Annotated in this window: 21 protein-coding genes and 1 pseudogene; 3 read left to right on the top strand and 19 right to left on the bottom strand. The window is 43.0% G+C overall.

Features of this window, described 5'->3' with window-relative positions; translation table 11 throughout:
- Nucleotides 1-6: 6 nt before the first annotated feature.
- The 6 genes from IFU39_RS02190 to IFU39_RS02165 all read right to left on the bottom strand — a co-directional run bounded on the left by IFU39_RS02190 (nucleotide 7) and on the right by IFU39_RS02165 (nucleotide 4,546).
- Nucleotides 7-879: a carbohydrate ABC transporter permease gene (locus IFU39_RS02190; RefSeq protein ID WP_091020710.1), complete on the bottom strand. Its 873-nt coding sequence runs from the start codon at nucleotides 877-879 to the stop codon at nucleotides 7-9.
- A 12-nt stretch (nucleotides 880-891) separates the two neighbouring features.
- Nucleotides 892-1,821, bottom strand: a complete 930-nt coding sequence (locus IFU39_RS02185; RefSeq protein WP_373419911.1) for an ABC transporter permease — start codon at nucleotides 1,819-1,821, stop codon at nucleotides 892-894.
- 587 nt (nucleotides 1,822-2,408) lie between these two features.
- The gene (locus tag IFU39_RS02180; protein WP_192131073.1) at nucleotides 2,409-3,200 is read right to left on the bottom strand and encodes an HAD family hydrolase; all 792 of its coding nucleotides are present in this window, start codon (nucleotides 3,198-3,200) and stop codon (nucleotides 2,409-2,411) included.
- Between the two features lie 28 nt (nucleotides 3,201-3,228).
- Nucleotides 3,229-3,738, bottom strand: coding sequence for a hypothetical protein (locus IFU39_RS02175; RefSeq protein WP_091020707.1), 510 nt, complete (start codon nucleotides 3,736-3,738; stop codon nucleotides 3,229-3,231).
- A gap of 125 nt (nucleotides 3,739-3,863) precedes the next feature.
- A complete protein-coding gene (locus tag IFU39_RS02170) occupies nucleotides 3,864-4,073 on the bottom strand; it encodes a DUF896 domain-containing protein (RefSeq protein ID WP_017688036.1) in 210 nt (69 codons plus the stop codon).
- A gap of 95 nt (nucleotides 4,074-4,168) precedes the next feature.
- Entirely contained in the window at nucleotides 4,169-4,546 is a 378-nt protein-coding gene (locus tag IFU39_RS02165) for a LysM peptidoglycan-binding domain-containing protein (RefSeq protein ID WP_091020706.1), read from the bottom strand.
- 296 nt (nucleotides 4,547-4,842) lie between these two features.
- On the opposite strand from IFU39_RS02165, the gene lexA reads away from it, so the two are divergent.
- Nucleotides 4,843-5,469 (top strand): transcriptional repressor LexA, encoded by a 627-nt coding sequence (gene lexA / locus IFU39_RS02160; protein WP_017688034.1) that lies wholly within the window; start codon nucleotides 4,843-4,845, stop codon nucleotides 5,467-5,469.
- Nucleotides 5,470-5,574: 105 nt separating this feature from the next.
- Here lexA and IFU39_RS02155 read toward each other — a convergent pair whose 3' ends face one another.
- The 3 genes and pseudogenes from IFU39_RS02155 to IFU39_RS02145 form a co-directional block, all read right to left on the bottom strand.
- Complete coding sequence (locus IFU39_RS02155) at nucleotides 5,575-6,876, bottom strand: aldehyde dehydrogenase (RefSeq protein WP_192131072.1); 1,302 nt, start codon at nucleotides 6,874-6,876, stop codon at nucleotides 5,575-5,577.
- A 102-nt stretch (nucleotides 6,877-6,978) separates the two neighbouring features.
- Nucleotides 6,979-7,140 (bottom strand): annotated as a pseudogene (locus IFU39_RS33515) (helix-turn-helix domain-containing protein); the annotation flags it as partial.
- 864 nt (nucleotides 7,141-8,004) lie between these two features.
- The gene (locus IFU39_RS02145) at nucleotides 8,005-9,024 is read right to left on the bottom strand and encodes a phosphotransferase enzyme family protein (protein WP_192131070.1); all 1,020 of its coding nucleotides are present in this window, start codon (nucleotides 9,022-9,024) and stop codon (nucleotides 8,005-8,007) included.
- 1,192 nt (nucleotides 9,025-10,216) lie between these two features.
- On the opposite strand from IFU39_RS02145, the gene IFU39_RS33510 reads away from it, so the two are divergent.
- Together IFU39_RS33510 and IFU39_RS33505 are read left to right on the top strand one after the other, a co-directional pair.
- Nucleotides 10,217-10,696: an Arm DNA-binding domain-containing protein gene (locus tag IFU39_RS33510; protein WP_446740331.1), complete on the top strand. Its 480-nt coding sequence runs from the start codon at nucleotides 10,217-10,219 to the stop codon at nucleotides 10,694-10,696.
- The gene (locus tag IFU39_RS33505; RefSeq protein ID WP_397376313.1) at nucleotides 10,663-11,052 is read left to right on the top strand and encodes a tyrosine-type recombinase/integrase; all 390 of its coding nucleotides are present in this window, start codon (nucleotides 10,663-10,665) and stop codon (nucleotides 11,050-11,052) included. The genes IFU39_RS33510 and IFU39_RS33505 overlap by 34 nt, the downstream gene beginning before the upstream one ends.
- On the opposite strand, the gene glnA is transcribed toward IFU39_RS33505, so the two are convergent.
- The 10 genes from glnA to IFU39_RS02090 all read right to left on the bottom strand — a co-directional run bounded on the left by glnA (nucleotide 11,039) and on the right by IFU39_RS02090 (nucleotide 22,854).
- Nucleotides 11,039-12,367, bottom strand: coding sequence for a type I glutamate--ammonia ligase (gene glnA / locus IFU39_RS02135; RefSeq protein WP_036613569.1), 1,329 nt, complete (start codon nucleotides 12,365-12,367; stop codon nucleotides 11,039-11,041). The two genes, IFU39_RS33505 and glnA, sit on opposite strands and share 14 nt — an antisense overlap.
- Nucleotides 12,368-12,496: 129 nt before the next feature.
- Nucleotides 12,497-12,910: a MerR family transcriptional regulator gene (locus IFU39_RS02130; protein WP_017687924.1), complete on the bottom strand. Its 414-nt coding sequence runs from the start codon at nucleotides 12,908-12,910 to the stop codon at nucleotides 12,497-12,499.
- 82 nt (nucleotides 12,911-12,992) lie between these two features.
- Nucleotides 12,993-14,246: a methionine gamma-lyase family protein gene (locus IFU39_RS02125; protein WP_091011960.1), complete on the bottom strand. Its 1,254-nt coding sequence runs from the start codon at nucleotides 14,244-14,246 to the stop codon at nucleotides 12,993-12,995.
- A gap of 85 nt (nucleotides 14,247-14,331) precedes the next feature.
- Nucleotides 14,332-15,618 carry a GTPase HflX gene (hflX, locus tag IFU39_RS02120; RefSeq protein WP_091011958.1) on the bottom strand — a complete coding sequence of 429 codons (1,287 nt, stop codon included), beginning with the start codon at nucleotides 15,616-15,618 and terminating at the stop codon, nucleotides 14,332-14,334.
- Nucleotides 15,619-15,737: 119 nt separating this feature from the next.
- On the bottom strand, nucleotides 15,738-16,709 hold the full coding sequence (locus tag IFU39_RS02115) for an AAA family ATPase (protein WP_192131068.1): 972 nt from the start codon (nucleotides 16,707-16,709) through the stop codon (nucleotides 15,738-15,740).
- A gap of 110 nt (nucleotides 16,710-16,819) precedes the next feature.
- Complete coding sequence (locus tag IFU39_RS02110) at nucleotides 16,820-17,383, bottom strand: DUF402 domain-containing protein (RefSeq protein WP_036672757.1); 564 nt, start codon at nucleotides 17,381-17,383, stop codon at nucleotides 16,820-16,822.
- Nucleotides 17,384-17,672: 289 nt separating this feature from the next.
- Nucleotides 17,673-20,345: a PBP1A family penicillin-binding protein gene (locus IFU39_RS02105; RefSeq protein WP_192131066.1), complete on the bottom strand. Its 2,673-nt coding sequence runs from the start codon at nucleotides 20,343-20,345 to the stop codon at nucleotides 17,673-17,675.
- Between the two features lie 170 nt (nucleotides 20,346-20,515).
- The gene (hfq, locus tag IFU39_RS02100; RefSeq protein ID WP_017687918.1) at nucleotides 20,516-20,758 is read right to left on the bottom strand and encodes an RNA chaperone Hfq; all 243 of its coding nucleotides are present in this window, start codon (nucleotides 20,756-20,758) and stop codon (nucleotides 20,516-20,518) included.
- 373 nt (nucleotides 20,759-21,131) lie between these two features.
- On the bottom strand, nucleotides 21,132-22,088 hold the full coding sequence (gene miaA / locus IFU39_RS02095) for a tRNA (adenosine(37)-N6)-dimethylallyltransferase MiaA (RefSeq protein ID WP_197997655.1): 957 nt from the start codon (nucleotides 22,086-22,088) through the stop codon (nucleotides 21,132-21,134).
- Nucleotides 22,069-22,854 (bottom strand): class I SAM-dependent methyltransferase, encoded by a 786-nt coding sequence (locus IFU39_RS02090; protein ID WP_105599248.1) that lies wholly within the window; start codon nucleotides 22,852-22,854, stop codon nucleotides 22,069-22,071. Before IFU39_RS02090 ends, miaA begins: the two co-directional genes overlap by 20 nt.
- Nucleotides 22,855-22,856: the final 2 nt, after the last annotated feature.

Here is a 22,856-nt window from a genome sequence, read left to right as displayed (position 1 = left end):
TTGACCTTACTGCTTAACAGACCCTAACATGATACCGGTTACAAAGTATCTTTGGACAAATGGATAGATGGTGAGTATCGGCAAGATGGTGAGTACCATCGTTACTGACTTAATATTGGCAGCAATCTGTGTCAGGTTATCGGCTGAGGTTGCACCGGCAGTCGCTCCGCTAGTCGCTCCTGCAATCATATTGCGCAAATAAATGGTGACCGGGAACAGTTCTTTTTTGTCCAAATACAGAAAGGCTGGGAACCATGAATTCCAATGACCTACTGCGTAGAACAGCACCATGGTTGCCATAACGGCTTTACTTAGCGGCAATATAATGCGTAGCAAGATCCCGTAGGTGTTCAAACCGTCAATGGAGGCAGCTTCCTCCAATTCTTCAGGCATATTTTCAAAAAATGACTTCATGATCAGCATGTTGTATATGCTAATTGCGCCAGGAACAACAAGTGCCCACATGGTGTTGTTGAACCCAAGGGAATTAATCAACACATAGTTTGGAATCAATCCACCACTGAAGAACATCGTGAACACGGCGAACATCGTCAAAAACTTGCGACCCATCAACCTCTTTTTGGACAGGGCATAGGCGAAAATAGTCGTCATGAACATGGAGATTAACGTACCTACTACAGTGTAAATAATTGTATTTTTATAATTAGTCCAGAACATGCTGTCACGCGAGATGGTCTTATACGTCTCCACATTGAATCCTCTTGGGAACAAACTAACCTTACCCGAATTAATATAGGACTCACTACTGAAGGATTGTGCCACGACATTTAAGAATGGATAGAGCGTTATAAATACCACGAACAGCAGAAAGATGACATTGAATACTTTAAATACCTTATAAGATCTGGATTCCTGCATGATGCTCCTCCTTTACCATAAGCTTCTTTGTGTCAGTCTGCGTGAGATGGCATTTACGGAGAACACCAGAATCAGACCGATCAGCGATTCGAACAAGCCAATTGCGGTAGCATAACTGAAGTTACTGGATTCCAGTCCGACCCGATACAGGTAAGTGGAGATCACATCAGATGTCTCGTAGATCAGTGGGTTGTACAAGAGCAAGATTTTTTCAAATCCAACAGCCAGGAAATTACCCATGTTCAAAATCAATAACGTCACAATCGTTGGCAAGATCCCTGGTAACGTTACATGAATCGTCTGCTTCCACCGGTTGGCACCATCGATACGTGCAGCTTCATACAAAGAATCATCAATGGTTGTCAGTGCAGCCAGATACAAAATCGCTCCCCAACCCATACCCTGCCATACCTCAGAAGTGATATAGATTGTTCTGAACCACTCAGCCCGCTGCATAAAAGGAATATTGTCTCCGGTGAAGAAAGCCACCAGTCCATTAATGGAACCATTCACTGCTGTCAGCTGCAGGATCATACCTGCAACGATAACGATAGACAGAAAATGAGGCAGATAAGACGCGGTCTGTACAAACTTCTTGAATCGTTTACTTTTCACTTCGTTAAGCATCAAGGCAAAAATGATTGGAACCGGGAATGTAAAGAGTAACGCAAGTCCGCCTAACATCAGCGTATTACCGAATACTCTCCAGAAGGTAGGGTCCTCAATGAACATTCTGAAGTACCTTAATCCAACCCACTTTTCTCCAAATATACTTCCCCCGGGAACAAAACGTCTGAACGCAATCACATTACCAATCATCGGTCCATATTTGAAAATAAGGAGATAAATGATGGGAAGGATTAATAGTGAATACAGCTGCCAGTCTTTGCGGAACAAAGTTGCTGCCGTTCGTAATCTGCTCTCTTTACGTAAAGATGTCATGGTTAACGTTGTTTTAGCGGTTTCCGACTCCATGTGTTTTCACTCCGATCCAGGACTTGATAAGTAAGAGTAATTCATGTACATTTCCCATCGTTTCTCCTCTTGTAGAAGACAACAGCTCCTTTAACTTCACCCCCACTACGAAATAGATGTTTGCCAAATGTAAGCGATATCAATTTGATGTATTATGTAGAATCACACAATCCAAGGTGCTTCACATCATTCATTAGCACTTAATAAGTGGTGTGATCTCCAAATCGAAAGAAGCTATTCTAAAATATTAAGCGCTTACAATTAATCGAAAATAATAAGCAATAACTCCCTGCTTCCCTTTAATGAAGTAAGTCAAAAAGAAATTGCTTAGGACAATCTAAATACTAGTCATACTAGTATGTTAGTTATATTTTAATCCAGCTCCCCCCTAATTTCAATAACTTTTAGCAAAATAAATGAAAATCTCATTTAACAAGGCAACTTAGTCGATAAAATCAAATTAAAAAACATTGGTAACTTCAAGAACGACATCATCGTTCATTGAAGCTTCCAATGTTTCAGGGTGCTGAGGTAAGATGTTATAGCTGATCTGCTCAGAACTTAGCAATAAGTTGATCTAATTCGGATAAATGCGTGATTTCATGGTCGGGCGCATACGTTTCATTGTTGGTCTTATGCTCACGGTTAATCCATACGGCTTGGATGCCTGCTGATAGAGCACCACGAATATCCGTCGTCAACTTGTCCCCAACCATCATGCTCTCTTCGGGTTTAACACCCAGTTTACTCAAAGCATGCTCAAATATGGACGGATCTGGTTTTCCTTTTCCAAAGTTACCCGAGATAATAATCTCATCAAAGAAAGGAGTCAATTCAGGTACACCATCCAACTTCTCTTGTTGCAAAGCAGGACAACCGTTCGTTAACAGCAACAGTTTGTATTTCCCTTGTAATTGAAGCAAAGTATCCATCGTTTCTTCGTACACATGAGGTCTGGATCTACGTTCTACTCCGAACTGTGCGGCCAGTTGTTCAGCAAGATCTTCCCGATCTATACCCAACTTCAACAAGCCACGACGCCAGGATTCTTTACGGTAAACTGGAGCAAGTTGTTCCAACTGACGGAACTCAGCTTGATCCCCACCTGTAAAGTTGGCCCAAAGGCCTTCAAACGGATTGATTCCAATCATTTTGGTAAAAGGAAAGGTCTCATAAGATTCATACAGTGCACGTGCCTCGTTACGAACAGCTTCTTCAAGTTCCTCCGGTTTGACCCCAGTCTCTTGTGCTGCAATTAGACAAGTCTCATGAAAAGCTTCTCGAACACTACGCTCATCCCATAATAAAGTATCATCCAGGTCGAACAAAATCGCTTTTAACGCCATTCCGATCATCTACCCCTTTATGCAATAATTACTTTTCGACGGTTTCCACGGTGATCTGGTGTGCTTTTGCAAATTTCAGCAAACGTTCTGCAATCGCATCTGTATCGTAACGGTTCAATAACTTGGTGAACACCCATCTTTTCCCGCGACTGTTATGTTCGATAACAACTGTACCCGGTTCAATTCTGAATTTGACGATATCTTCAACCCCGATTGAACGTTCACGATTACCCTTCGTCGTTATAATCCGATTACTGCTAATCTTGATGTATGGACGGCGAAGCATGAAGATGACTGCCAAAAATACGTAAAGCAGCATGGTCACCCAGTCCCAAGTTGTCATTGGAGCTTGCACAAGGAATGTGCTCATAAACAGATACAAAAAGGCGAGACCGATCAAAAATATTGGGAACAACAAGCTGCGTCCCTTAAAGACTTCTTCACCTGGTGTACCAGTGATTGGTTGACCACTTTTTTTGCGTTGCTGATTTAACTGCTTGGAATTTTTCTTAACCGTTCTCTCGAACGAACGCGACATGTGAATCCCCCTTATGTGTCTTTGTATCGGCTTACATAATTGCAAACCAACATTTCCCCCTATAAATTGCACACTCAAAATAACAGGAAGAAACCTAAATATCATAATGATATCATTAGGTTTCGTTAGTGTTTGAGTTTGCCTTGGTGGCCTTTGTCATTCTCATCATCAACAATCTCAATGGTATCCAGTTGTTGTCTGAAATTGCTGCGAATATTGCTCAAATAAATCTCTCTTAGCTCGGCACGTTCAGCAAGTTCTTCCTCTGACAATCCCGTGGACTTTTGCTTACGAGCCAATTCGTTAATGCGTGCTACCAGACTATCTATATCCAAGCTTGTCCCCTCCAAAAATACAAAGTCATATTAACTTTGCCATTATAAAGGCTGCTTGTCAAGCTGACACGCGCTAACACTCATTGACGTGCATTTTATTCTGCAAATTGCGGTAGAGCTAGTACTTGTCCCACTTGGATGGAAGTTGTATGAAGTTGATTCACTTTCTTGATTGCTTCTATATAAATACGTGTATCCATATTCGTCGGTTTATGTTCCAAAGAAATACTCCATAATGTTTCCCCTTGTGAAACAGCTATCTTTCCTCCAGGCAGAACATCATTCTCATTGCCAGCAAATACAGTTAAAACAGTGCTGCATCCAATAAATATAATCAAAGAGGTAATGGCTACCTTTAACATCCATGAAGAAATCTTGAAACGCGCTAAAACCTTCTTGTAGTTCCCTATGTTAGACTTCACCAGTTCCGAATTCATTGGTTCATAAATGCTTTGATAAGTAGAATATCTCATTAAATACCCGCCTCCAAACGTTTGTTCCTATCTGTTGGAATCAATATAACACGAACACTTGTTTTGTTCAATAGATTTTTAGAACAATTGTTCGCTTCTTTTTTGAAGGAGAAATATCTTAATTCAAATCCTTCTGCAAAGCATTTGCAGTATTACGCTCTGACTTTTGGACAAATTCGGTTCTATAAGTTAAAAAACACTGATTATATACCATTTTATTTAGAACTTATGTTTGTACGAACGGAGGTTCTATGTTATAATTTTCCCAAACGTTACTAAAATGGGGTTGATACGGTATGTCGAAGATATCCAGCAGGCAGCAGGCTATTCTGGAGTTTATACGAAATGAAGTCCGGTTGAAGGGGTATCCTCCTTCCGTACGGGAAATTGGTGAAGCGGTTGGACTGGCTTCCAGCTCAACAGTACATGGACATTTGGATCGTTTGGAGAAAAAAGGTTTGATCCGACGCGACCCTACCAAGCCAAGAGCCATTGAGCTTCTGAGCCAGGAAGAGTCTGAGCATTCTCATCAATTTGCTCATAGCGTTGCACGTATTCCTGTTGTTGGTAAGGTTACAGCCGGGGTTCCAATCACTGCAACCGAGAACATTGAAGACTACTTCCCTCTCCCTACACATTATGTAGGCGAACAGAAAGTGTTTATGCTTTCGGTAGTCGGAGATAGTATGGTGGAAGCTGGAATCGTTAACGGAGATTACGTTATTGTCCGTCAACAGCAAACTGCTGATAACGGTGATATCGTCGTTGCAATGACTGAAGACGATGAAGCTACAGTGAAAACGTTCTATAAAGAGAAAGATCATATTCGCCTTCAACCGGAGAATGCGACCTTCGAACCTTTACGTTTGAAACATGTTAGTATTCTGGGTAAAGTCATTGGCCTTTTCCGAGATATTCATTAATATTTAACTTGAGTAACAAAACTAGATGTAATGAAATACGAAAGAGGTTGCCCTGATGAACAGGGCAACCTCTTTTTTTCATGTTTATGTTATTTATGCGGCTAATTATTCACTGCGTTTCAGAACACTCTTGTGATGCGAGAACACATCAAAGCTCTGTTGTCCGTGATATGAGCCCATACCACTCTCTCCGACACCACCAAACGGGAGATAGTGTGAAGTCATATGAGAAAGTGTGTCATTAATACATCCCCCACCGAAGGATACTTGATTCAGAACCTGATCCTGCAGTTGCTCATCCTGTGTGAAGAGATATAGCGCCAATGGTTTTGGCCGGCGAACAATCTCATCCAGCATAGGATTCAGGTCACTGTACGTAAACACAGGAAGAATCGGACCGAAGATCTCTTCTTGCATCACAGCTGATTCCCATTTCACATCTCCAAGTACAGTCGGCTCAATGAGCAACTGCTCACGTACAGAACGCCCACCAATTAGCGTTTTGCCATCTGTGAGGAATTTCGACAACCGATTAAAGTTACGTTCGTTGACAATATGCGGGAAATCAGCGTTTTGTAACACATCATCCCCAAATTTATCTTTGATCTCTGCGCCAATCAGATTGATCAATTCGTCATGAACTTGTTCATGTACAAGCAAATAATCCGGAGCAACGCAAGTTTGGCCTGCATTCAGGAACTTACCACGAACAATACGCTGAGCTACCAGCTTCAGATCTGCGTCACTATGGACAATAGCAGGACTCTTACCACCTAATTCAAGAGTTACAGGAGTCAGGTGCTCTGCAGCTGCCTTCATCACAATGCGACCAACACCCGTGCTGCCTGTGAAGAAAATATAATCAAACTTCTCTTTCAACAATGCTGTGCTGGCTTCGACTTCCCCTTCCATAACGGCTATATACTCCTGAGGGAAGATCTCATGAATCAGATCATACGTCAAACGAGATACGGCTGGTGTTAATTCAGAAGGCTTGATAACTGCACAGTTACCGGCTGCAATTGCTCCAATCAGTGGACCAAACGCCAGTTGGAAAGGATAGTTCCAAGGTGCAATAATAAGCGCCACTCCGTATGGTTCAGGGTAAATGGTGCTCACCCCATCCGGCATAGCCGCATTGGTTGGGACTTGTTTGGGTGCAGCCCATTCCTGCAGATGTTCTAATGCAAAATCCAGTTCACCCAGAACTATTCGAATCTCGGAACTGTAAGCTTCCGCCTCAGATTTGTTCAGATCAGCCCGAAGTGCATCTTGAATCCGTTGCTGATACTTTTCAATTCCTTTTCTAAGCTGTTGAAGTGCATTAATCCGATACTCGATATTTTTAGTTTGTCCTGTATAAAAAAATGTACGTTGTTCTGTCACTAGTTGTTTTGCCTGATCCATAATAACATCTCCAATTAATTATTTAAAATTAAATTGTTCAAAATTTAATTAAAGTATACCTCTTCTATATGAAACTTTCAACATACAAATGAAACATCCATGCTCCGCCTGATAGGATCCAAATGAAGCTGCACGCTCTAATTCACGGCAAATGGTCGAAGGATGTCTGCCCAGTTCCTTTGCGATTGCTCGTCAGCTTTTGCCTTGCTGGTGTAGGATTTCTAGCTTGCTCCGTTCAATTATGCTAAAATGTCTGTAGCTCATGGCTGGATTCTCCTTGTGTGAATGTGGTGTAGGAACCTTCATTCTACATGAATCCAGCCATGGGCCTTTTTTATTTATTTCCAGTAACTGTAACCTCCCCGTTTCCATATTTTCATGGACGCTCTCCTCATTTCATTTAGTGTATCTGAGGTGGCTTCGAGTGACCAATTGGATTAGGAGGCTTTAAAGATATAAAAGGGGTTCTTAATAATTACATTAAGCTAATTCTGCAGAATATGAAGTTTAAAGCTTCACATAATCAATGGTTTGATGCATCTCTGCCTTCTCCATCTTCCAAAAACATTAAAATCTCTAAGGAACTCATCGAACTTATCCCTCAAATCGATGACCAAGGAACACTTCGAAGCTCCCCCTCCAGCTTCGTTGTTAACTTTACCGCATACTACTCTCCGTATAGGACGGATGCTTTCCATATAAAAGCTCGATCTTCCATAATGCCTCAACCGTATTTGGCATCTCGCTGTCCTGAACATCCGGCGCAAACCATCAAGCCCCTAGAAAAGAAAAAAGACGACCCACCAAGTCGAGTCGCCTTCATTCCAATTCAATGCCAGTTTAAAAAATCACGAAACGACCCAAACAGCTCTGTCAAAATATACCCCAAAATGAAGGGGAACTAGAGAAGCTGAAGAACAACTGGATCGGACAAACTTCATGAATAAGCAGAAATCTTCATAATAAACAGAAAAGTTTCAGCGCTAAGTACACAAGTAGATCTTATATAAACTCGAAGTCATAGCTCACGTTTTTAAAACTCGATGATATGAACAAACACTCTAAACAGCGACTTATTGTAAATCATCACCATAAGATATCATTATTTTAGCCCGGTATCGGTTAGTATTAATCCAAATTTACAGGCTCGACCACTTCGAATAAAAATGGATTACCATTTAAATATTCTCTTATGTATGCTTGGGCATACTTTTGTTCTTCGATTAAACTGGTTGTTTCTCTTGGATCAGAGGCGTGATGACAGTAGTTCTCGATCATGAACATGACAAAAAAACATTCCAGATCCCGAATATAGTCCGTTTCCAACTTCCTAATACTCTCATAACCTTGGATAAGCATCCATCGATGCTTTGGCCAAAGCTCCAATATGGTGCCTGCCATATCGTAGAGATAATATCCGTACCCACATCTTCCAAAATCAATCGGATAGGGTTGATTATCCTCAAAAACCATATTACCGGTATGTAAATCAGCATGAATGAGCCCATAATTATGTTCACTTGGATGCATCGTGGTAAGTTGGGATACAACCTTCTCAGCTGCATCTTGATACAGCTTCCATCCCTCTTCGGATAAAAAACGCTCATAGTAACGTTCCAACTTATCCATTTCACGTTTAAAACTTTCTACTCCCCAAGTAGGTCTTACAAAATCAGAAGGTGGATTGAAATCCTTTGCTGCTGCATGGAGCCTGCTCATCAATACACCCATATTATATGCTTGACTATCTGTAAATTCACCTACTGCTTTTTCACCCTCTATCCATCGCATCATCGTTATATAAGGGCGCCTATATCCTGTCTCTGTTTCGATGTCCAATACATAAATACCATCACAATTTGCCATCCCTTCTGGTACATTTAGATCTTTCGATTTGTTCAGTGCTTGTAACAGTAGGAGTTCCGAACGAATTTCCTCTCTGCTTAATCGGTCCGAATGAATGCGAAGTAAATAATTGTTATCTGTACTGGTTTCAATTTTATACGTGATCGTATCGGATAGTTGAATAAACTGGATGTTATCCCATTCTAAATCATACTTTTGAATAGCAGATAGAGCGACTTTCCTTGCTCTGATTAATAACGCCCGCCGTTCTTCATCAGTATCAAATCTTAAAAAATCATTCATTTGTTATCCCCCTACAGTTTTTATGAAGTACGTAACTACTTCTCTTGTATGTTATTATAACGATAGTAAAAGCTTGAAAATATGTAGTAAACAATTTAAACTATACTATACACAAAAAAGTCACATTAGAATTTCTTCCAATGCGACTTTTGTTAAACTATTATTTTATATAAACGATCTCTTTAATAGTATCGTTTGATAAGGCAAAATCGATCTGAAAGTTTCTCGATAGTGTCACCATCGAGAAACGTAAACCAATCCAACGTTCATATACTTTTGTATTTCATTTAGAAATTCTTCTGGAAAGATGATGTTGACATTTACATATCTCATGATAGCCGCTCCTTAAAATAGTTGAATTTTAAGGTAGCAAAGTCTACACTATAACAATTATCACTATCCGGATTTAAGCGGTTACTTATAATATTAGCTCTATACAAACAGCCGCCGTTGTTCATAAAATAGACTTTGCATAGAACATATCTCGAACCTTTTCATAGTGTCTCTCCTTCCTAAATAACATTCAAACTAAGATATGTCTTCATCGGAAATAGAATGATATCTCAATAGTTACATATTACTCCAAGTGGGCGAAGTGTCAACACTATACAATTAAGTCGTTTGAGCGAAACTGTCACATCTCATCTATTCCTTACGGACTATCAATATAAGACACTCCACATGTATCGATTACGTGAATACTTTAAGCTCCTTCCTGCAAACTCAGCGTTGCCGATGCAATATCCAGTTCAATTCTCTGCTTTATCACTAGCGATGATATGGTTCACCGCAGTTAATCTTAAACTAAACTGCCCACCAGCTTAATGAATTAGAGCAGTGACAAGTAGTTAAATACTTATCTAATCGGTAATCAGATCATTTCCTTGTCCTTTTCGGCAATCGGTACAAGTTCTGGTCTCGAACTTTTCCGCAAGAAACCTCTGCACTAATCCAAAAATAGTTATTGGAGCCAAATATGACTCCTGCACAAACGAGCCTTAGTTACCGAAGGCTCGTTTTTTGATGATTTATTTAAAATATCTTTTCCGACTCTAATTCCAAGCTCTTTCTCCTATTTCATCTTTAACCCAGAACATTTCACTACTCTGCTCAAAATTGATTAATTACGCTTACACCGCTGTGAGGCGGTTTTACATACAAAAAAACTAACGCCCTAGTAGGAGGAATGAAATTGGCAAGTTTCAAGGAATTGAAAAGTGGCTGGAGGTATCGGTTAAAGTACACCGATCCGTTCACTCAACAACAAAAAGAGAAATCCAAGGCTGGTTTTCGAACTAAACCAGAGGCTGAACTAGCTGCTGCTGAATTTTTAAGGCAGCTAAAGCAAGGGTTTGAACAGACAGACATTCCTTTGGTAGATTACATTCGTAATTGGATTGATAATTACAAAAAAGATGTTGTAAGAAAGAACACCATCAAACTACATGATAACAATCTTAACACCCATATCAAACCCTATTTTAACCGTCTGATGCTCCAAAATTTAAAACCAGATATGTATCAAGTCTTTTTGGACTCTCTATTTAAAAAGGGACTCAGTAAACGAACGGTCGAGATCATTAACTCAACAGTATACTCAGCCATAGAGCATGCATTGGCAGAAATGATGGTAGTCCGATGCCAAAATCTTGTCTCTTTAATGCTTCAATGAGAATTTTGAGAAAGCCTGATTTGAGTGAGGATTTAACGATCTATTCCTTGAGACATACCTATGCCGTGATCATGCTTGAAGCTGGGGCTGACATCAAATTTGTACAAGAGCAGCTTGGGCATGGCAGTGTGCAAATTACATCCGATGTATATGCTCATATTTCTAAAAAGCTAGAAAAGCGGAACATGGATAAGTATGAAGAGTACACTTCCCGTATTTTTGGATCAGAAAATCAAAAAACCGGGGGACGTTTGGGGGACGCAACCTCAATAGAAGTGCTATTCCCTCAAAACGTCCCCCGGCTCATCTCTTCAAAACCCCGTAGTTACAAGGCTTTTTCGATTAGTACAACGTGATATATTGATCGCGTTCCCATTGGTGCACTTGTGTTCTATACATATCCCACTCAATTTCTTTCAGCTCATAAAAGTGAGCCAAGGCGTGGTCGCCGAGAGCATCACAGATTACTTCGCTGCGGATCAATTCATTCAATGCTTCTTTCAGGTCAGCTGGCAAGCTTGGAATGCCTTCTTCCACACGCTCTTCTTCTGACATGATGTAGATGTTACGGTCAATAGGAGTTGGTAAGGAAAGCTCACGTTTGATTCCGTCCAGACCTGCTTTCAACAGAACAGACAAAGCCAGGTAAGGGTTAGCAGCCGGATCCGGGTTACGAACCTCAACACGTGTACTCAGACCACGGGAAGCTGGAATACGAATCATTGGGCTACGGTTACTAGCAGACCATGCTACATAACAAGGTGCTTCATAACCTGGTACAAGACGTTTGTATGAGTTCACAGTTGGGTTAGTAATTGCTGCAAACGCACGTGCGTGCTTCAAAGTTCCAGCCATGAAGTGACGAGCAGTTTTGCTCAGACCCAACTCGTCCGACTCATCAACGAATGCGTTCTCATTGCCTTTGAACAAGGATTGGTTACAGTGCATACCGGATCCGTTCATACCAAACAGTGGTTTCGGCATGAATGTAGCATGTAAACCATGCTGACGTGCAATCGTTTTAACAACGAGTTTGAACGTTTGGATCTGGTCAGCTGCTTTCAGAGCATCAGCATATTTGAAGTCGATCTCATGCTGACCTGGAGCTACCTCATGGTGGGAAGCTTCGATCTCAAAGCCCATTTCTTCAAGTGTGATAACGATGTCACGACGACAGTTTTCACCAAGATCCGTAGGCGCAAGGTCGAAATAACCACCTTGGTCATTCAGTTCGTTAGTTGGATTTCCTTTTTCGTCTGTTTTGAACAAGAAGAACTCGGGTTCAGGACCAACGTTAAAGGAAGTGAATCCCATATCTTGGGCTTCCTTCAGGTTTCGTTTCAAGATGCCACGTGGATCTCCTGGGAACGGATTACCATCCGGAAGATATACGTCGCAAATCAGACGTGCAACACGGTTCTCTGCAACCCATGGGAAAATAAGCCAAGAATCTAGATCTGGATAGAGGTACATGTCGGACTCTTCGATACGTACATAACCTTCAATGGAAGATCCATCGAACATCATTTTGTTATCCAGAGCCTTAGTCAACTGACTCACAGGAATCTCAACGTTTTTGATAGCTCCAAGCAAATCAGTAAATTGCAATCGAATGAATCGTACGTTTTCTTCTTTCGAAATGCGGAGAATGTCTTCTTTTGTATAACTCACTATAACCTCTCCCTTTCTTATCTGCGTATTTGGCTTGCCTGTTATATTTGTACATTAGAAAGTTCCACGGGTCAAGGAGTCTCACACCAAAAGTGCATGTTTTCCCCTCACTCGCCAAGTTATGCGAATTTAGTTTTTATTAAAGAATCGGGAAAGCTCTCCCTGAATGAGAGATACTTGTCCTGGTCTCTTACCTGATACAAGCTGCTGCTTCAGCAAGCGGTGCAACTGCGTATCGGACAGCTCTCTGCGTTTAACTTCAGTATCTGGCGTGATCACTGTAGCTTCCTCGGATTCTTTCGAAACAGGATTCATCACTTGTTTGATGCCCGCGATGTTAACTCCTTTTTCAATCAAAGCCTTGATCTCTAGCAATCTCTCTACGTCATTAAAAGAGAATAACCGTTGATTACCTGACGTTCTCGCAGGAACGATCAAGCTGTGCTGCTCATAGTAACGAATCTGACGTGCAGACAGATCCGTAAGTTTCATTACAATACCAATTGGGAATAAGGCCATATTTCTGCGGATTTCATCACCCATGTTCATCAACCTTCCAGTCATCTATTCTTCACCCTATTGTACATTTAGTTATTACCAAGTGTCAATGACGTGTTAGATAAACTCACAATAATTTACGATCTTTCATCGTCTGTAACGCCATTAAAACGCCATATTTGACATGAGAGTACGTTAATCCGCCTTGCATATACCCGATATACGGCTCCCGAATAGGCGCATCGGCTGATAATTCCAGACTTCCACCCTGAATGAACGTACCTGCCGCCATAATGACAGGGTGCTCATAGCCCGGCATATCCCACGGTTCAGGAACCACATGACTATCCACAGCTGCTGCACGCTGAATCCCCTGCACGAAGGCGATCAGATGCTCAGCAGAACTAAACTTAACAGCCTGGATCAGATCTGTGCGAGCTTCATTCCAGGCGGGTTTGGTTACAAATCCGGATTCAGCAAACATCGCAGCAGCAAACGTACTTCCTTTGATAGCTTGTCCTACAATTGTCGGTGCCATGTAAAGTCCTTGGTAGATGCCACGTGTTGTCCCCAGCATTGCTCCCACCTCTCCCCCAATTCCAGGGGCTGTCAGACGATAAGCTGCCAACTGTACGTATTGTTCCTTCCCACATATGTATCCACCAGTTTCCGCAATGCCTCCACCAGGGTTCTTGATCAGTGACCCGGCCATCAGATCAACTCCGACTTCTGTCGGTTCACGTTCCTCCGTGAATTCACCGTAACAATTATCTACGAATACGATAACATCTTCCTTCATCGCTTTAACACGCGTAACCATCTCAGCGATCTCAGCAACGCAGAAAGAGGAGCGCCAGTCATAACCCCGTGAACGTTGAATCCCAATGACTTTTGTAGCTGGTGTAATGCTTTTTTCAACTGCTGCCCAGTCCACTCCACCTTCATCAGTTAAGGCCGTCTCACGGTAACCGATGCCAAAATCGCATAATGAACCTGTGCCATCACCGGGTTTGCCAATAACTTTATGCAATGTGTCATAAGGCTTACCCGTGATGTACAATAATTCGTCACCTGGACGCAAAACGCCAAAGAGAGCTGTACTAATCGTATGAGTACCTGAAGCAAAATGAGGACGCACCAACGCGGCCTCCGCGCCGAAAACATCAGCATATACTTCATCAAGCACTTCACGCCCACGATCGTTATAGGCATAACCTGTTGAACCTGCAAAGTGAAAATCACTTACTTTTCGCTGTTGAAAAGCATTAATCACCTTCCATTGATTGTGATCTGTGATCCGATCAATCTGTTGCAGTTGTCCTTCAATCTGACGCTCCACTTGACGTTGAAGTTCAGATATTTCTGAATCAAAGCTTACCATCTTACTTCATTCTCCTTCATAGCACGAATCTGACGTTGAATTATCTATTATCGTGTCAACTTATCACACCAATATGTCATGAATATTACAATTCAATGAATTCTTCAAGCATATAACCAAATTTCTCATATTCACCTTTTTGCAATTCAACTTCATAAATGACATCATTCTCTTCAAAGCTGGTATCCACCACATCACCAATTTTGTAGAGTATGGACGTTAGATCACCACGTTCTGCTGGAATACGGAAGCGTTTCGTATCACCTGTCAGCTCTGTCTGAATTAATTCACGGATTTTAAGCAGATCCTCAGAGTCTAATGCGCTTACTTTAATATGGCCTTTATCCAATGGAAGCATCTCAAGCTGCTCTGGTGTACATGCATCTTTTTTGTTATACAGTACTAACTGCGGCTTGTCCCCTGAACCAAGTTCTTGCAAAATTGTGTTAACCGTCCGCATTTGATCTTCGCGCATAGCTGATGAGGCGTCCACAACATGCAGGATGAGATCTGCTTCATTCACTTCCTCCAGCGTTGCCCGGAAAGCTGCAATCAGATCATGTGGCAGATTTTGAATAAAACCAACCGTATCGGTAAGGACGATTTCTTTACCACTTGGAAGTTCCATGGTACGTGATGTTGGATCCAGAGTAGCGAATAGCTGATCTTGAATATACACATCTGCAGCCGTCAACTGCTTGAGCAAGGTCGATTTGCCAGCATTGGTATAACCAACAAGTGCCACCTGTACAATACCTGTTTTTTTGCGGCGTTCACGATGCAATTTACGATGACGAGTCAATTCTTCCAAATGACGCTTCAGATCATCGATACGACCACGAATGTGACGGCGGTCTGTCTCCAGCTTGCTTTCACCCGGGCCTCTTGTTCCAATTCCGCCCCCGAGTCTGGACAGGTTCTTGCCATGACCAGACAACCGTGGCAGCAAGTAACTATGTTGAGCCAATTCCACTTGAATAATACCTTCTCTAGTGTTGGCCCGTTGTGCAAAGATATCCAAAATCAGTTGGGTACGGTCAATAATTTTGAGATCAAGGGTTTCTTCCAGATTACGAACCTGCGCACCTGACAATTCCTGATCAAAAATAGCCGTAGTTGCTCCGAGTTCCTCCGCGATTGCACGGAGCTCTTCCACCTTACCTTTACCAATGAACCATTTGGTATCACGTTTTTCCCTGTTCTGAGAAAGTACACTTAGCACTTCCACTCCAGCTGTCTCGGCAAGTTTCACCAGTTCCTCTAAAGAGTACTCAGGGTTGATACCTGTACGTTTTACATCATCCGTAACAAGACTCACCAAGACGGCGCGATCTTTTTTGACCATATCAGTATCATGTGTGCCATTTGTCATGTATATGTTCACTCCCTCTAATTACTATTCCGTTGATATTCATTTCCACGAATATGCCATGGCATGCCTTAAGCCGAACCGGTTGGCCCGGCCGGCTGGTGTAAAAACTATATTATCGCTTACTTTCGCTCAAAGTTCAAATCCTCTGTACGGATTGTCATCAGCTCCAGTTTTCCTGGACTGCCTTCCGTGTATTGTTCCAACAAACGAACCGCCTGATGCCTGATCGAACGCTCAATGGCATTACGAACGTATCTGGCGTTACTGAACGCATGCAGCGAATCATTTTTTTCCTGAAGCAAATGTTGCTTTAGCTTGAGTATGGTCTGAGGCATTAGAATATAATCACGCTCTTTGGCCATAATCTCAGAGATTTGAATCAACTGATCAATGCTATAGTCTGGAAACTCCACTTGAATGGGGAAACGGGAAGGTAATCCAGGGTTCGTCTGGAGAAAAAAATCAATTTCTTCCGAATACCCGGCAAGAATCAGTATAAACTGATTTTTGTTATCTTCCATGGACTTTACAAGCGTATCAATAGCTTCCTTGCCAAAATCCTTCTCTCCCCCGCGGGCCAAACTGTAAGCTTCATCAATGAACAATATCCCACCGAGTGCCTTCTTGACCAACTCTCTTGTTTTCTGCGCCGTGTGACCGATATATTCCCCAACCAGATCCGCACGCTCTACTTCAATAAGATGCCCTTTACTCAACACACCCATCTTCTGAAAGAGTTTGGCAACGATCCTCGCCACGGTGGTCTTACCGGTCCCCGGATTGCCTTTGAAGATCATATGATACACGTGCGCACCACTAAGTAAACCTGCTTCAGTACGCATCTGAGCAATCTGTAGAAAAGCATAGATCTCAAATACCAAGTCTTTGATATTTTCAAGTCCAACCAATTGCTCCAATTCACCCTGTATCTCCTGGAAGTGCGCATGTTTGGTTATACTCTTGGCTGCCTGTACTGCCGCTGCTTCATCTTTGACCAACATCTGAGGTTCCTGGTTACGCAACACAATATTAATTTGTCTGGATGGTCTGCCTCCTGGTTGCTCTCCTGCAGCCATGACCCGTCCGTTCATTCGCCATCACCTCTATTTTATCGGGCTGAACTCTCCTGATTATTAATGTATTCTATCAGGTGCTCCAATATTAGAAGGATCATGAAGAATTCTACGGATAAGTAGATGTCTCAAATCTGAATGTTTTTTCGAAACTCTCCGTTCTCAAACAAACTCGGCCTATGCTTCAGTGATAACTGAAAGTATGGGAATACATGTGCATCAATGGCATGCAGCAGTTCCTTAGCCGTCTTGTTCGCCAGGTCATAATCACCCGTAGTAATATGTTTCCGTGACAGTGCATCTTCAAGCTCATCTTCATCCAGCAAAAATACTTCTCCATCTTTCAGTACAACGACATCCAGATACAGGTCATCAAACCAAGGAACGCCCTGATCGGTTATCCCCTGACTACGACATGTATCAATGTACCACTCTACAATCCGTTCCTGATCGTCAAACATCGCCGTAACAACAAAGTGCTCTCCCTTCGGATAGTATTGCAGCCAGGAATAACCTTTATCTGCGATACAGAAGGTACTGCCTCCATAAGTTTTCCACAAAGGTTCTTTTAAATCCTGTATGGTGTACAACGTAATATAACCTGTGAAAATTTTGGATTGAACGAACCGGCATGTGAATTGTCGGTTCGTAATCCGGCGCCAGTTCGCGCGGTCCCCGAATTTCCGTTTCATACGAACCCCTCTTTGCCGACTACAGGTCCGTGACCTGCTCTGATGTTATTGGTGAACAATGTAATAACGTCCGCCTGATGGATTCCAGCGCTCTGGGCCCGCCCTTGCACAACGTATTACTAATAGTTACAGCTTACCATATTTAAGGTTTACACTCAAAATCAAGCTTTGTCCCACCTATTCATCAAATCAGCTTCCATTGAGAGTTGGTTCCGTATAACAAAAAAACTGCTTCACCGGTTTTCCGGGAAGCAGTTTTTTCAATGTAGTTATTTAGTGATTTAATGGCTTAGCCGCCGGTACCAGCTTGAGAATCTACAGGTGCATCTGTTCCTCCAGTATCCCCACTTGTTCCGCTGTCCGGAGTTACAACCTCGCCCGGCGTTGTTACGCCCCCATCATCGGAGCCTTCATCGGTACCGCCTGGCTCTGTTGTGCCCTGACCAGGTGGGGTCGTGTTTCCTCCCCCAGGTTGACCGTTTCCTTGGCCGGGTCCACCGTTATTGCCACCGTTGCCATTGTTTCCGTTATTACCATTACCATTTCCGTTGTTGCCATTTTCATTTCCATTACCGTTATTACCGTTCGAGTTGCCATTATCCGGTGAACCATTGTCCGGATTCTCCGTACCTGGCTGCTCAGGATCTATCTCTGTTCCAGGGTCTATACCAGGATCAGGTTCCTCCGTCGGCATTTCCTGTGCTTCAATCATCAAGGAAATGGTGTTGGAAGGATCCGTCTCAAGTCCTGATTGCAGGTCGTAAGCTGTCACATAGTACTCATAGGTTAGACCAGGCAACGCACTTAAATCTTGTGCATTGGTCGCTCCTATTGCATCAATGAGATGAGTGAACTGGGCTTCCGATGTTTCTTTCCGATAAATCCGATATTGCGTACTCGCGTCACCCGTTCCAGTCCAACTCAGGGAGACGGTTTGTGCATTTGGATCGTATGATCCACTCAGCCCACTAACGGACAGAGCCGGCTTTTCTGGTTCTTCTACTGGCGGAGGTGCCTGCCCTCCAGCTGGTGCTTTGAATTGCTTCACTGGAACGCCTTTTAAAGCATCTCCCATGACTTTGGCAAAGAAAGCTGCCGACAGCTTACTGCTGTTCTTAAGCATATGATTGGCATCCGGATTGTCATAACCCATCCAGACTGCGGCAGTCCATTCCGGCGTGTATCCAACAAACCATACATCACGGTTGGCACTGTTGCCAGAGATACCACTTTGAACAGTTCCTGTTTTACCCGCTACCGGACGATCCAGACGCGCTGAACGCCCTGTACCGTCATTAACAACGTTCTGCAGCATCTGTGTAAGCTGATACGCATTTTGCTCACTCATGACACGCGTTGTGTCCGAATTATCGTGTTTGTACGTGGTTTTGCCTGCGCTATCCTTAATTTCCTTAATCGAATAGGCTTGACGGTATTCTCCAAGGTTGGCAAATGCACTATAGGCTTGCGCCATTTCCAGTGTATTTGTACCTTTACTTAGACCACCGAGGGCAATCGCCAAGTTTTTGTCTTCATCTGTCAGCTGTATACCTACACTCTTGGCAAAATTAATGCCTGTGTTAACGCCTATTTTATCAAGCAGCCAAACCGCAGGAATATTTTCCGACTTCGTAATGGCTTCCGTCATACTGATCGTTGAAGAATATCCATGCAAGTTACCAGGACAGTAGTTACCAAAACATTGCTTCGCATTACTCAGCGAGGAGTTGGCACTGTAATTGCCTGATTCAAGCGCCGGTGCATAAGACACAATCGGTTTAAAAGCTGAACCTGGTTGTCTTCGACTCTGCGTTACACGGCTATAACCTTTAGTCTGATAATCCCGTCCACCCAAGAGGGCAACGAGGCTACCATTCTCATGGTTCATGATAACCATGGAGCCTTGGACCTGTTGATCGTCTTTACTTGCCTCGAACAGATTATCATCTGTAAAAGCAGTTTCCATGGCTGTTTGAGCCTGAGCATCCATAGTTGTATAAATTTTGTATCCGCCGATATTCAAATCATCTTCCGTTTTGCCTGTTACACGTTCAGCTTCACGGAGCACATAATCGATAAAGGCTTGATATTTCTGGTCTTTCTCTGGTCGCTTGTAGTTATAGTTAATCTCTTTTGCTTCGTCCATCTCCGCCTTGGTAATATAGCCTTGTTCATACATCAGCTGCAATACCACACCACGGCGTGCTTTAGAATCGTTTGGGTTGCTCACCGGATTGTAGGCAGAAGGGCCTTTAGGCATAGCTGCTAAGGTAGCGATTTGCCATAACTTCAACCGACTCAAATCTTTTTGTCCAAAATAAAATTCAGATGCCGCTTTAATCCCGTAACGCTGATGACCGAAGAAAATCCGGTTCAGATACATCGTCAGGATTTCGTCTTTTGTGTACTTGCGCTCTAATGCCATGGCAATCGATACTTCCGTTGCTTTACGGAAGAACGTTTTGTCACGGGACAAGAACATGTTCTTGGCAAGCTGTTGGGTTAATGTACTACCACCTTCCACCATGGAACGAGCCATGACGTCCTTAACCGCCGCACGCCCAATGGACCAGATATCCACGCCCTGATGATCGTAGAATCGCTTATCCTCTGTTGCAACAAAGGCTTGCTTCACCAGCTCAGGAATATCATCTTCTTTGACGGGGTCAAGCTTCTGAATGGATAGCTCCCCCATTAATTGGCCATTGCGATCATATACTTTTGAAGTTTCATTAATTGTAGTTTTGTCCTTGTTGGCTTTGAGCAGATTTTCACCACTCACCATAATAAATAAATATCCGCCTAGTGCACAGAATATGGCGATTGCCATTGTGAAAAACAGTGTCCATCCAACGCGTTTACCCGTAATTTTTTTCTTTTTAGAGGTCTTTGGCTTCGCTTTTTTGGGTGACTTGTTATTGTTGTTGCGATTGTTAGACCTCGACAACGGATCGTTTGGCATGTTACCTCCTGACTCCCTTTCGGTTGCATAATTTCTAATCGTCTGTAGGCTCAGGCATATATTAAACATATTTTGCCCGGAATGAAAAGAACAACCCTTTATTCAGGTTGCTCTGTTTCAATACCTATACTTGTAGACGAAATGGTTGGTGAAAAGGTTTCGTAATTTTTTTAAGCTTCGCCACTGTTATCTTGCTGCATCAGCGATACGCTGCGTTGCGGCGTGAACGTGGAGATGGCATGCTTGTAGACCATTTGCTGGCGTCCGTCGCTGTCAATGACGATCGTAAAATTGTCAAATGCCTTGATCGTCCCGCGGATTTGGAAGCCGTTGGTCAGATAGACCGTAGCAGGAATATTTTCTTTCCGCAGTTGGTTCAAGAACGTATCTTGGATGTTGATGGACTTGTTCATTAGCCGTACCCCCATTGGTTCATTTGAATTCGTGTTCAAGTAATATTCAATATCGCTGAGTAGCTTTCGTGCTATTATATCATGAACAGTTTCATATAATCCACAAAAACCCCTTGTCTGCTATTTTACACCCATTCTTGGCGAGGCGAACAAATAGAAGACTTATCCATTATACACCGCTTGCCAGTTTTGCAAAAGAGGGACAAACTCTTCATTTTAAAGCTCATTTATTCATTGTTTAGCGAATCCTTAATCTCAACAACCTATTCTAGTGATAAATAAAAACCTCTATCCTTTTGATAACCAAAAGGTAGAGGTTTACATATCTTGATCTATTCGATGCCTGTCAGAAGAATACTAATCATCGCTCAAATCAATCAAATTTCCGTGTAATCAATTCACTTATCTGCTTGTATTTTCCTTCAAAATCCTGGGTATCCGTCATGTCCACCCATTTAATATCCTTCATATGGCGGAACCAGGAAAGCTGCCGTTTGGCAAACCGGCGCGTATCCCTCTTCAACCACTCCACCGCAGCTTCCCAACTCACTTCCCCTTGCAGGAACGCTGCAATCTCCTTATATCCCAGTCCTTGCATGGAAATATGACCTCTGGCCACTCCTCGTTCCAACAAACATTTCACTTCATCTACCAGACCTTGTTCGATCATCAGATCAATCCGTTCTTCTACCCGGGCATACAACTTCTGGCGATCCATTGTCAAACCAACAATAAGAAGGTCATAAGGTGACTCTTTCTTCTGTACTGCCAGCTGATCAGACCACTTCTCGCCTGTGAGGTGATGGATCTCAAGCGCACGTACAATTCGCCTTTGGTCATTCGGATGCAGACGATCTGCACTGACCGGATCAACTTCCCTCAATCGATCATGAAGGGCCTGTGCGCCATGTTGCTCCGCATAGCTGAATTGTTGCTCCCTAAATGCTTCATCCGAACCACTATCGGAAAATTGGAAGCCGTAACATACCGATTCCACATACAGACCGGTGCCACCTACAATAAAAGGCATTTTACCACGTTCATGGATTTCACTAATCAATCGGGTGCAACTCTCCTGAAACTCTGCCACAGAATACGGGTACTCCGGTTCATGAATATCAATGAGATGATGAGGTACACCCTTCATTTCTTCAGAGGTAATCTTGGCTGTTCCGATATCCATTTCACGATATACCTGCATTGAATCCCCTGAGATAATTTCACAATTGAAAGCTTGGGCAAGCTCGATGCTCATTCTTGTTTTGCCTACTGCTGTTGGTCCAACCAACACAAGCAGTTTGGGTTTTGGTTTAACTTCCACGTTCAACATTAATCACTCCGTACAGGGTTTTTGCATTCGCCCGATCAAGTATTTCAAATCCGAGCCTGTCAAACTCCGCGCTGCCGCGCTTTTCTTTCATCACTACCCGTTTACGGGCAACCCGTTTCGCTTCCATAATGCTCTGTTCATCCAGCGCGTGAGCATTTGCATAATCTCGCAAGGGCTGTATAGCACTTGAATCCATCATTGGTTCACGGAACATGGGGTCAAAATATACGGTGTCACAGCTTCGATCCGGCATGGACCGGAGTAACTCAAGATGATCCACATGCCGCAGATCTATGCGCCGGAAAGCCTCATCCACCAAGGGCTGATTGCTCTTATAATGAGACATGCCCTCCAGCAACAGGGTATAGAGCGGTTGAGAACTTTCACAGGCGATGACTTGTCCACTCTTCCCAGCCGCAACCGAAAATACCAGCGCATCTGAACCGAGTCCAGCGGTACAATCAACAATGGTGTCTCCTTCGAGTACTGCACCAGCTTCCAGCATAGGATCGGCTTCACCTCTCAGAACACGTTTAGCGCGAACAAATCCCATACTGGGGTGAAACTCAAGCTCCGTCGCATCTTTGCGAAACAAACGCGCTCTGCCATTGAGCACGACCAGGATTTCGTTGATACCATAATGTTCAATCAGTTTGGGTAAAGATGTTCTATTGCGCGGAACGTAGGTACCTCCTGTCGTTTCGGCGAGCTTACGTGCACGCTCCACCTGAGAGGCTATCTCCTTGTCACCGGTTGTAATGTACATAA

Origin of the sequence: Paenibacillus sp. CFBP 13594 (genome assembly GCF_014842675.1) — a bacterium.
In the GTDB taxonomy this organism is placed as follows: Bacteria; Bacillota; Bacilli; order Paenibacillales; family Paenibacillaceae; genus Paenibacillus; species Paenibacillus amylolyticus_B.
The sequence above is the reverse complement of the archived record's forward strand: the minus strand, read 5'-3'. Positions and strand labels throughout refer to the sequence as shown.

Coding starts and splice junctions, on each gene's coding strand:
- IFU39_RS02155 (WP_192131072.1), bottom strand. CDS start 6,876: ATGGATCAGGCAAAACAACTAGTGACAGAACAACGTACATTTTTTTAT.
- IFU39_RS02175 (WP_091020707.1), bottom strand. CDS start 3,738: ATGTCGCGTTCGTTCGAGAGAACGGTTAAGAAAAATTCCAAGCAGTTA.
- IFU39_RS02125 (WP_091011960.1), bottom strand. CDS start 14,246: ATGGTAAGCTTTGATTCAGAAATATCTGAACTTCAACGTCAAGTGGAG.
- hfq (WP_017687918.1), bottom strand. CDS start 20,758: ATGAACAAGTCCATCAACATCCAAGATACGTTCTTGAACCAACTGCGG.
- IFU39_RS02115 (WP_192131068.1), bottom strand. CDS start 16,709: ATGAACGGACGGGTCATGGCTGCAGGAGAGCAACCAGGAGGCAGACCA.
- IFU39_RS02130 (WP_017687924.1), bottom strand. CDS start 12,910: ATGGGTGATGAAATCCGCAGAAATATGGCCTTATTCCCAATTGGTATT.
- IFU39_RS02090 (WP_105599248.1), bottom strand. CDS start 22,854: ATGTACATTACAACCGGTGACAAGGAGATAGCCTCTCAGGTGGAGCGT.
- IFU39_RS02165 (WP_091020706.1), bottom strand. CDS start 4,546: ATGAGATATTCTACTTATCAAAGCATTTATGAACCAATGAATTCGGAA.
- IFU39_RS02145 (WP_192131070.1), bottom strand. CDS start 9,024: ATGAATGATTTTTTAAGATTTGATACTGATGAAGAACGGCGGGCGTTA.
- IFU39_RS02180 (WP_192131073.1), bottom strand. CDS start 3,200: ATGGCGTTAAAAGCGATTTTGTTCGACCTGGATGATACTTTATTATGG.
- IFU39_RS02110 (WP_036672757.1), bottom strand. CDS start 17,383: ATGAAACGGAAATTCGGGGACCGCGCGAACTGGCGCCGGATTACGAAC.
- IFU39_RS02190 (WP_091020710.1), bottom strand. CDS start 879: ATGCAGGAATCCAGATCTTATAAGGTATTTAAAGTATTCAATGTCATC.
- IFU39_RS33505 (WP_397376313.1), top strand. CDS start 10,663: ATGCCAAAATCTTGTCTCTTTAATGCTTCAATGAGAATTTTGAGAAAG.
- miaA (WP_197997655.1), bottom strand. CDS start 22,088: ATGTTGAACGTGGAAGTTAAACCAAAACCCAAACTGCTTGTGTTGGTT.
- hflX (WP_091011958.1), bottom strand. CDS start 15,618: ATGACAAATGGCACACATGATACTGATATGGTCAAAAAAGATCGCGCC.
- IFU39_RS02105 (WP_192131066.1), bottom strand. CDS start 20,345: ATGCCAAACGATCCGTTGTCGAGGTCTAACAATCGCAACAACAATAAC.
- IFU39_RS02185 (WP_373419911.1), bottom strand. CDS start 1,821: ATGACATCTTTACGTAAAGAGAGCAGATTACGAACGGCAGCAACTTTG.
- lexA (WP_017688034.1), top strand. CDS start 4,843: ATGTCGAAGATATCCAGCAGGCAGCAGGCTATTCTGGAGTTTATACGA.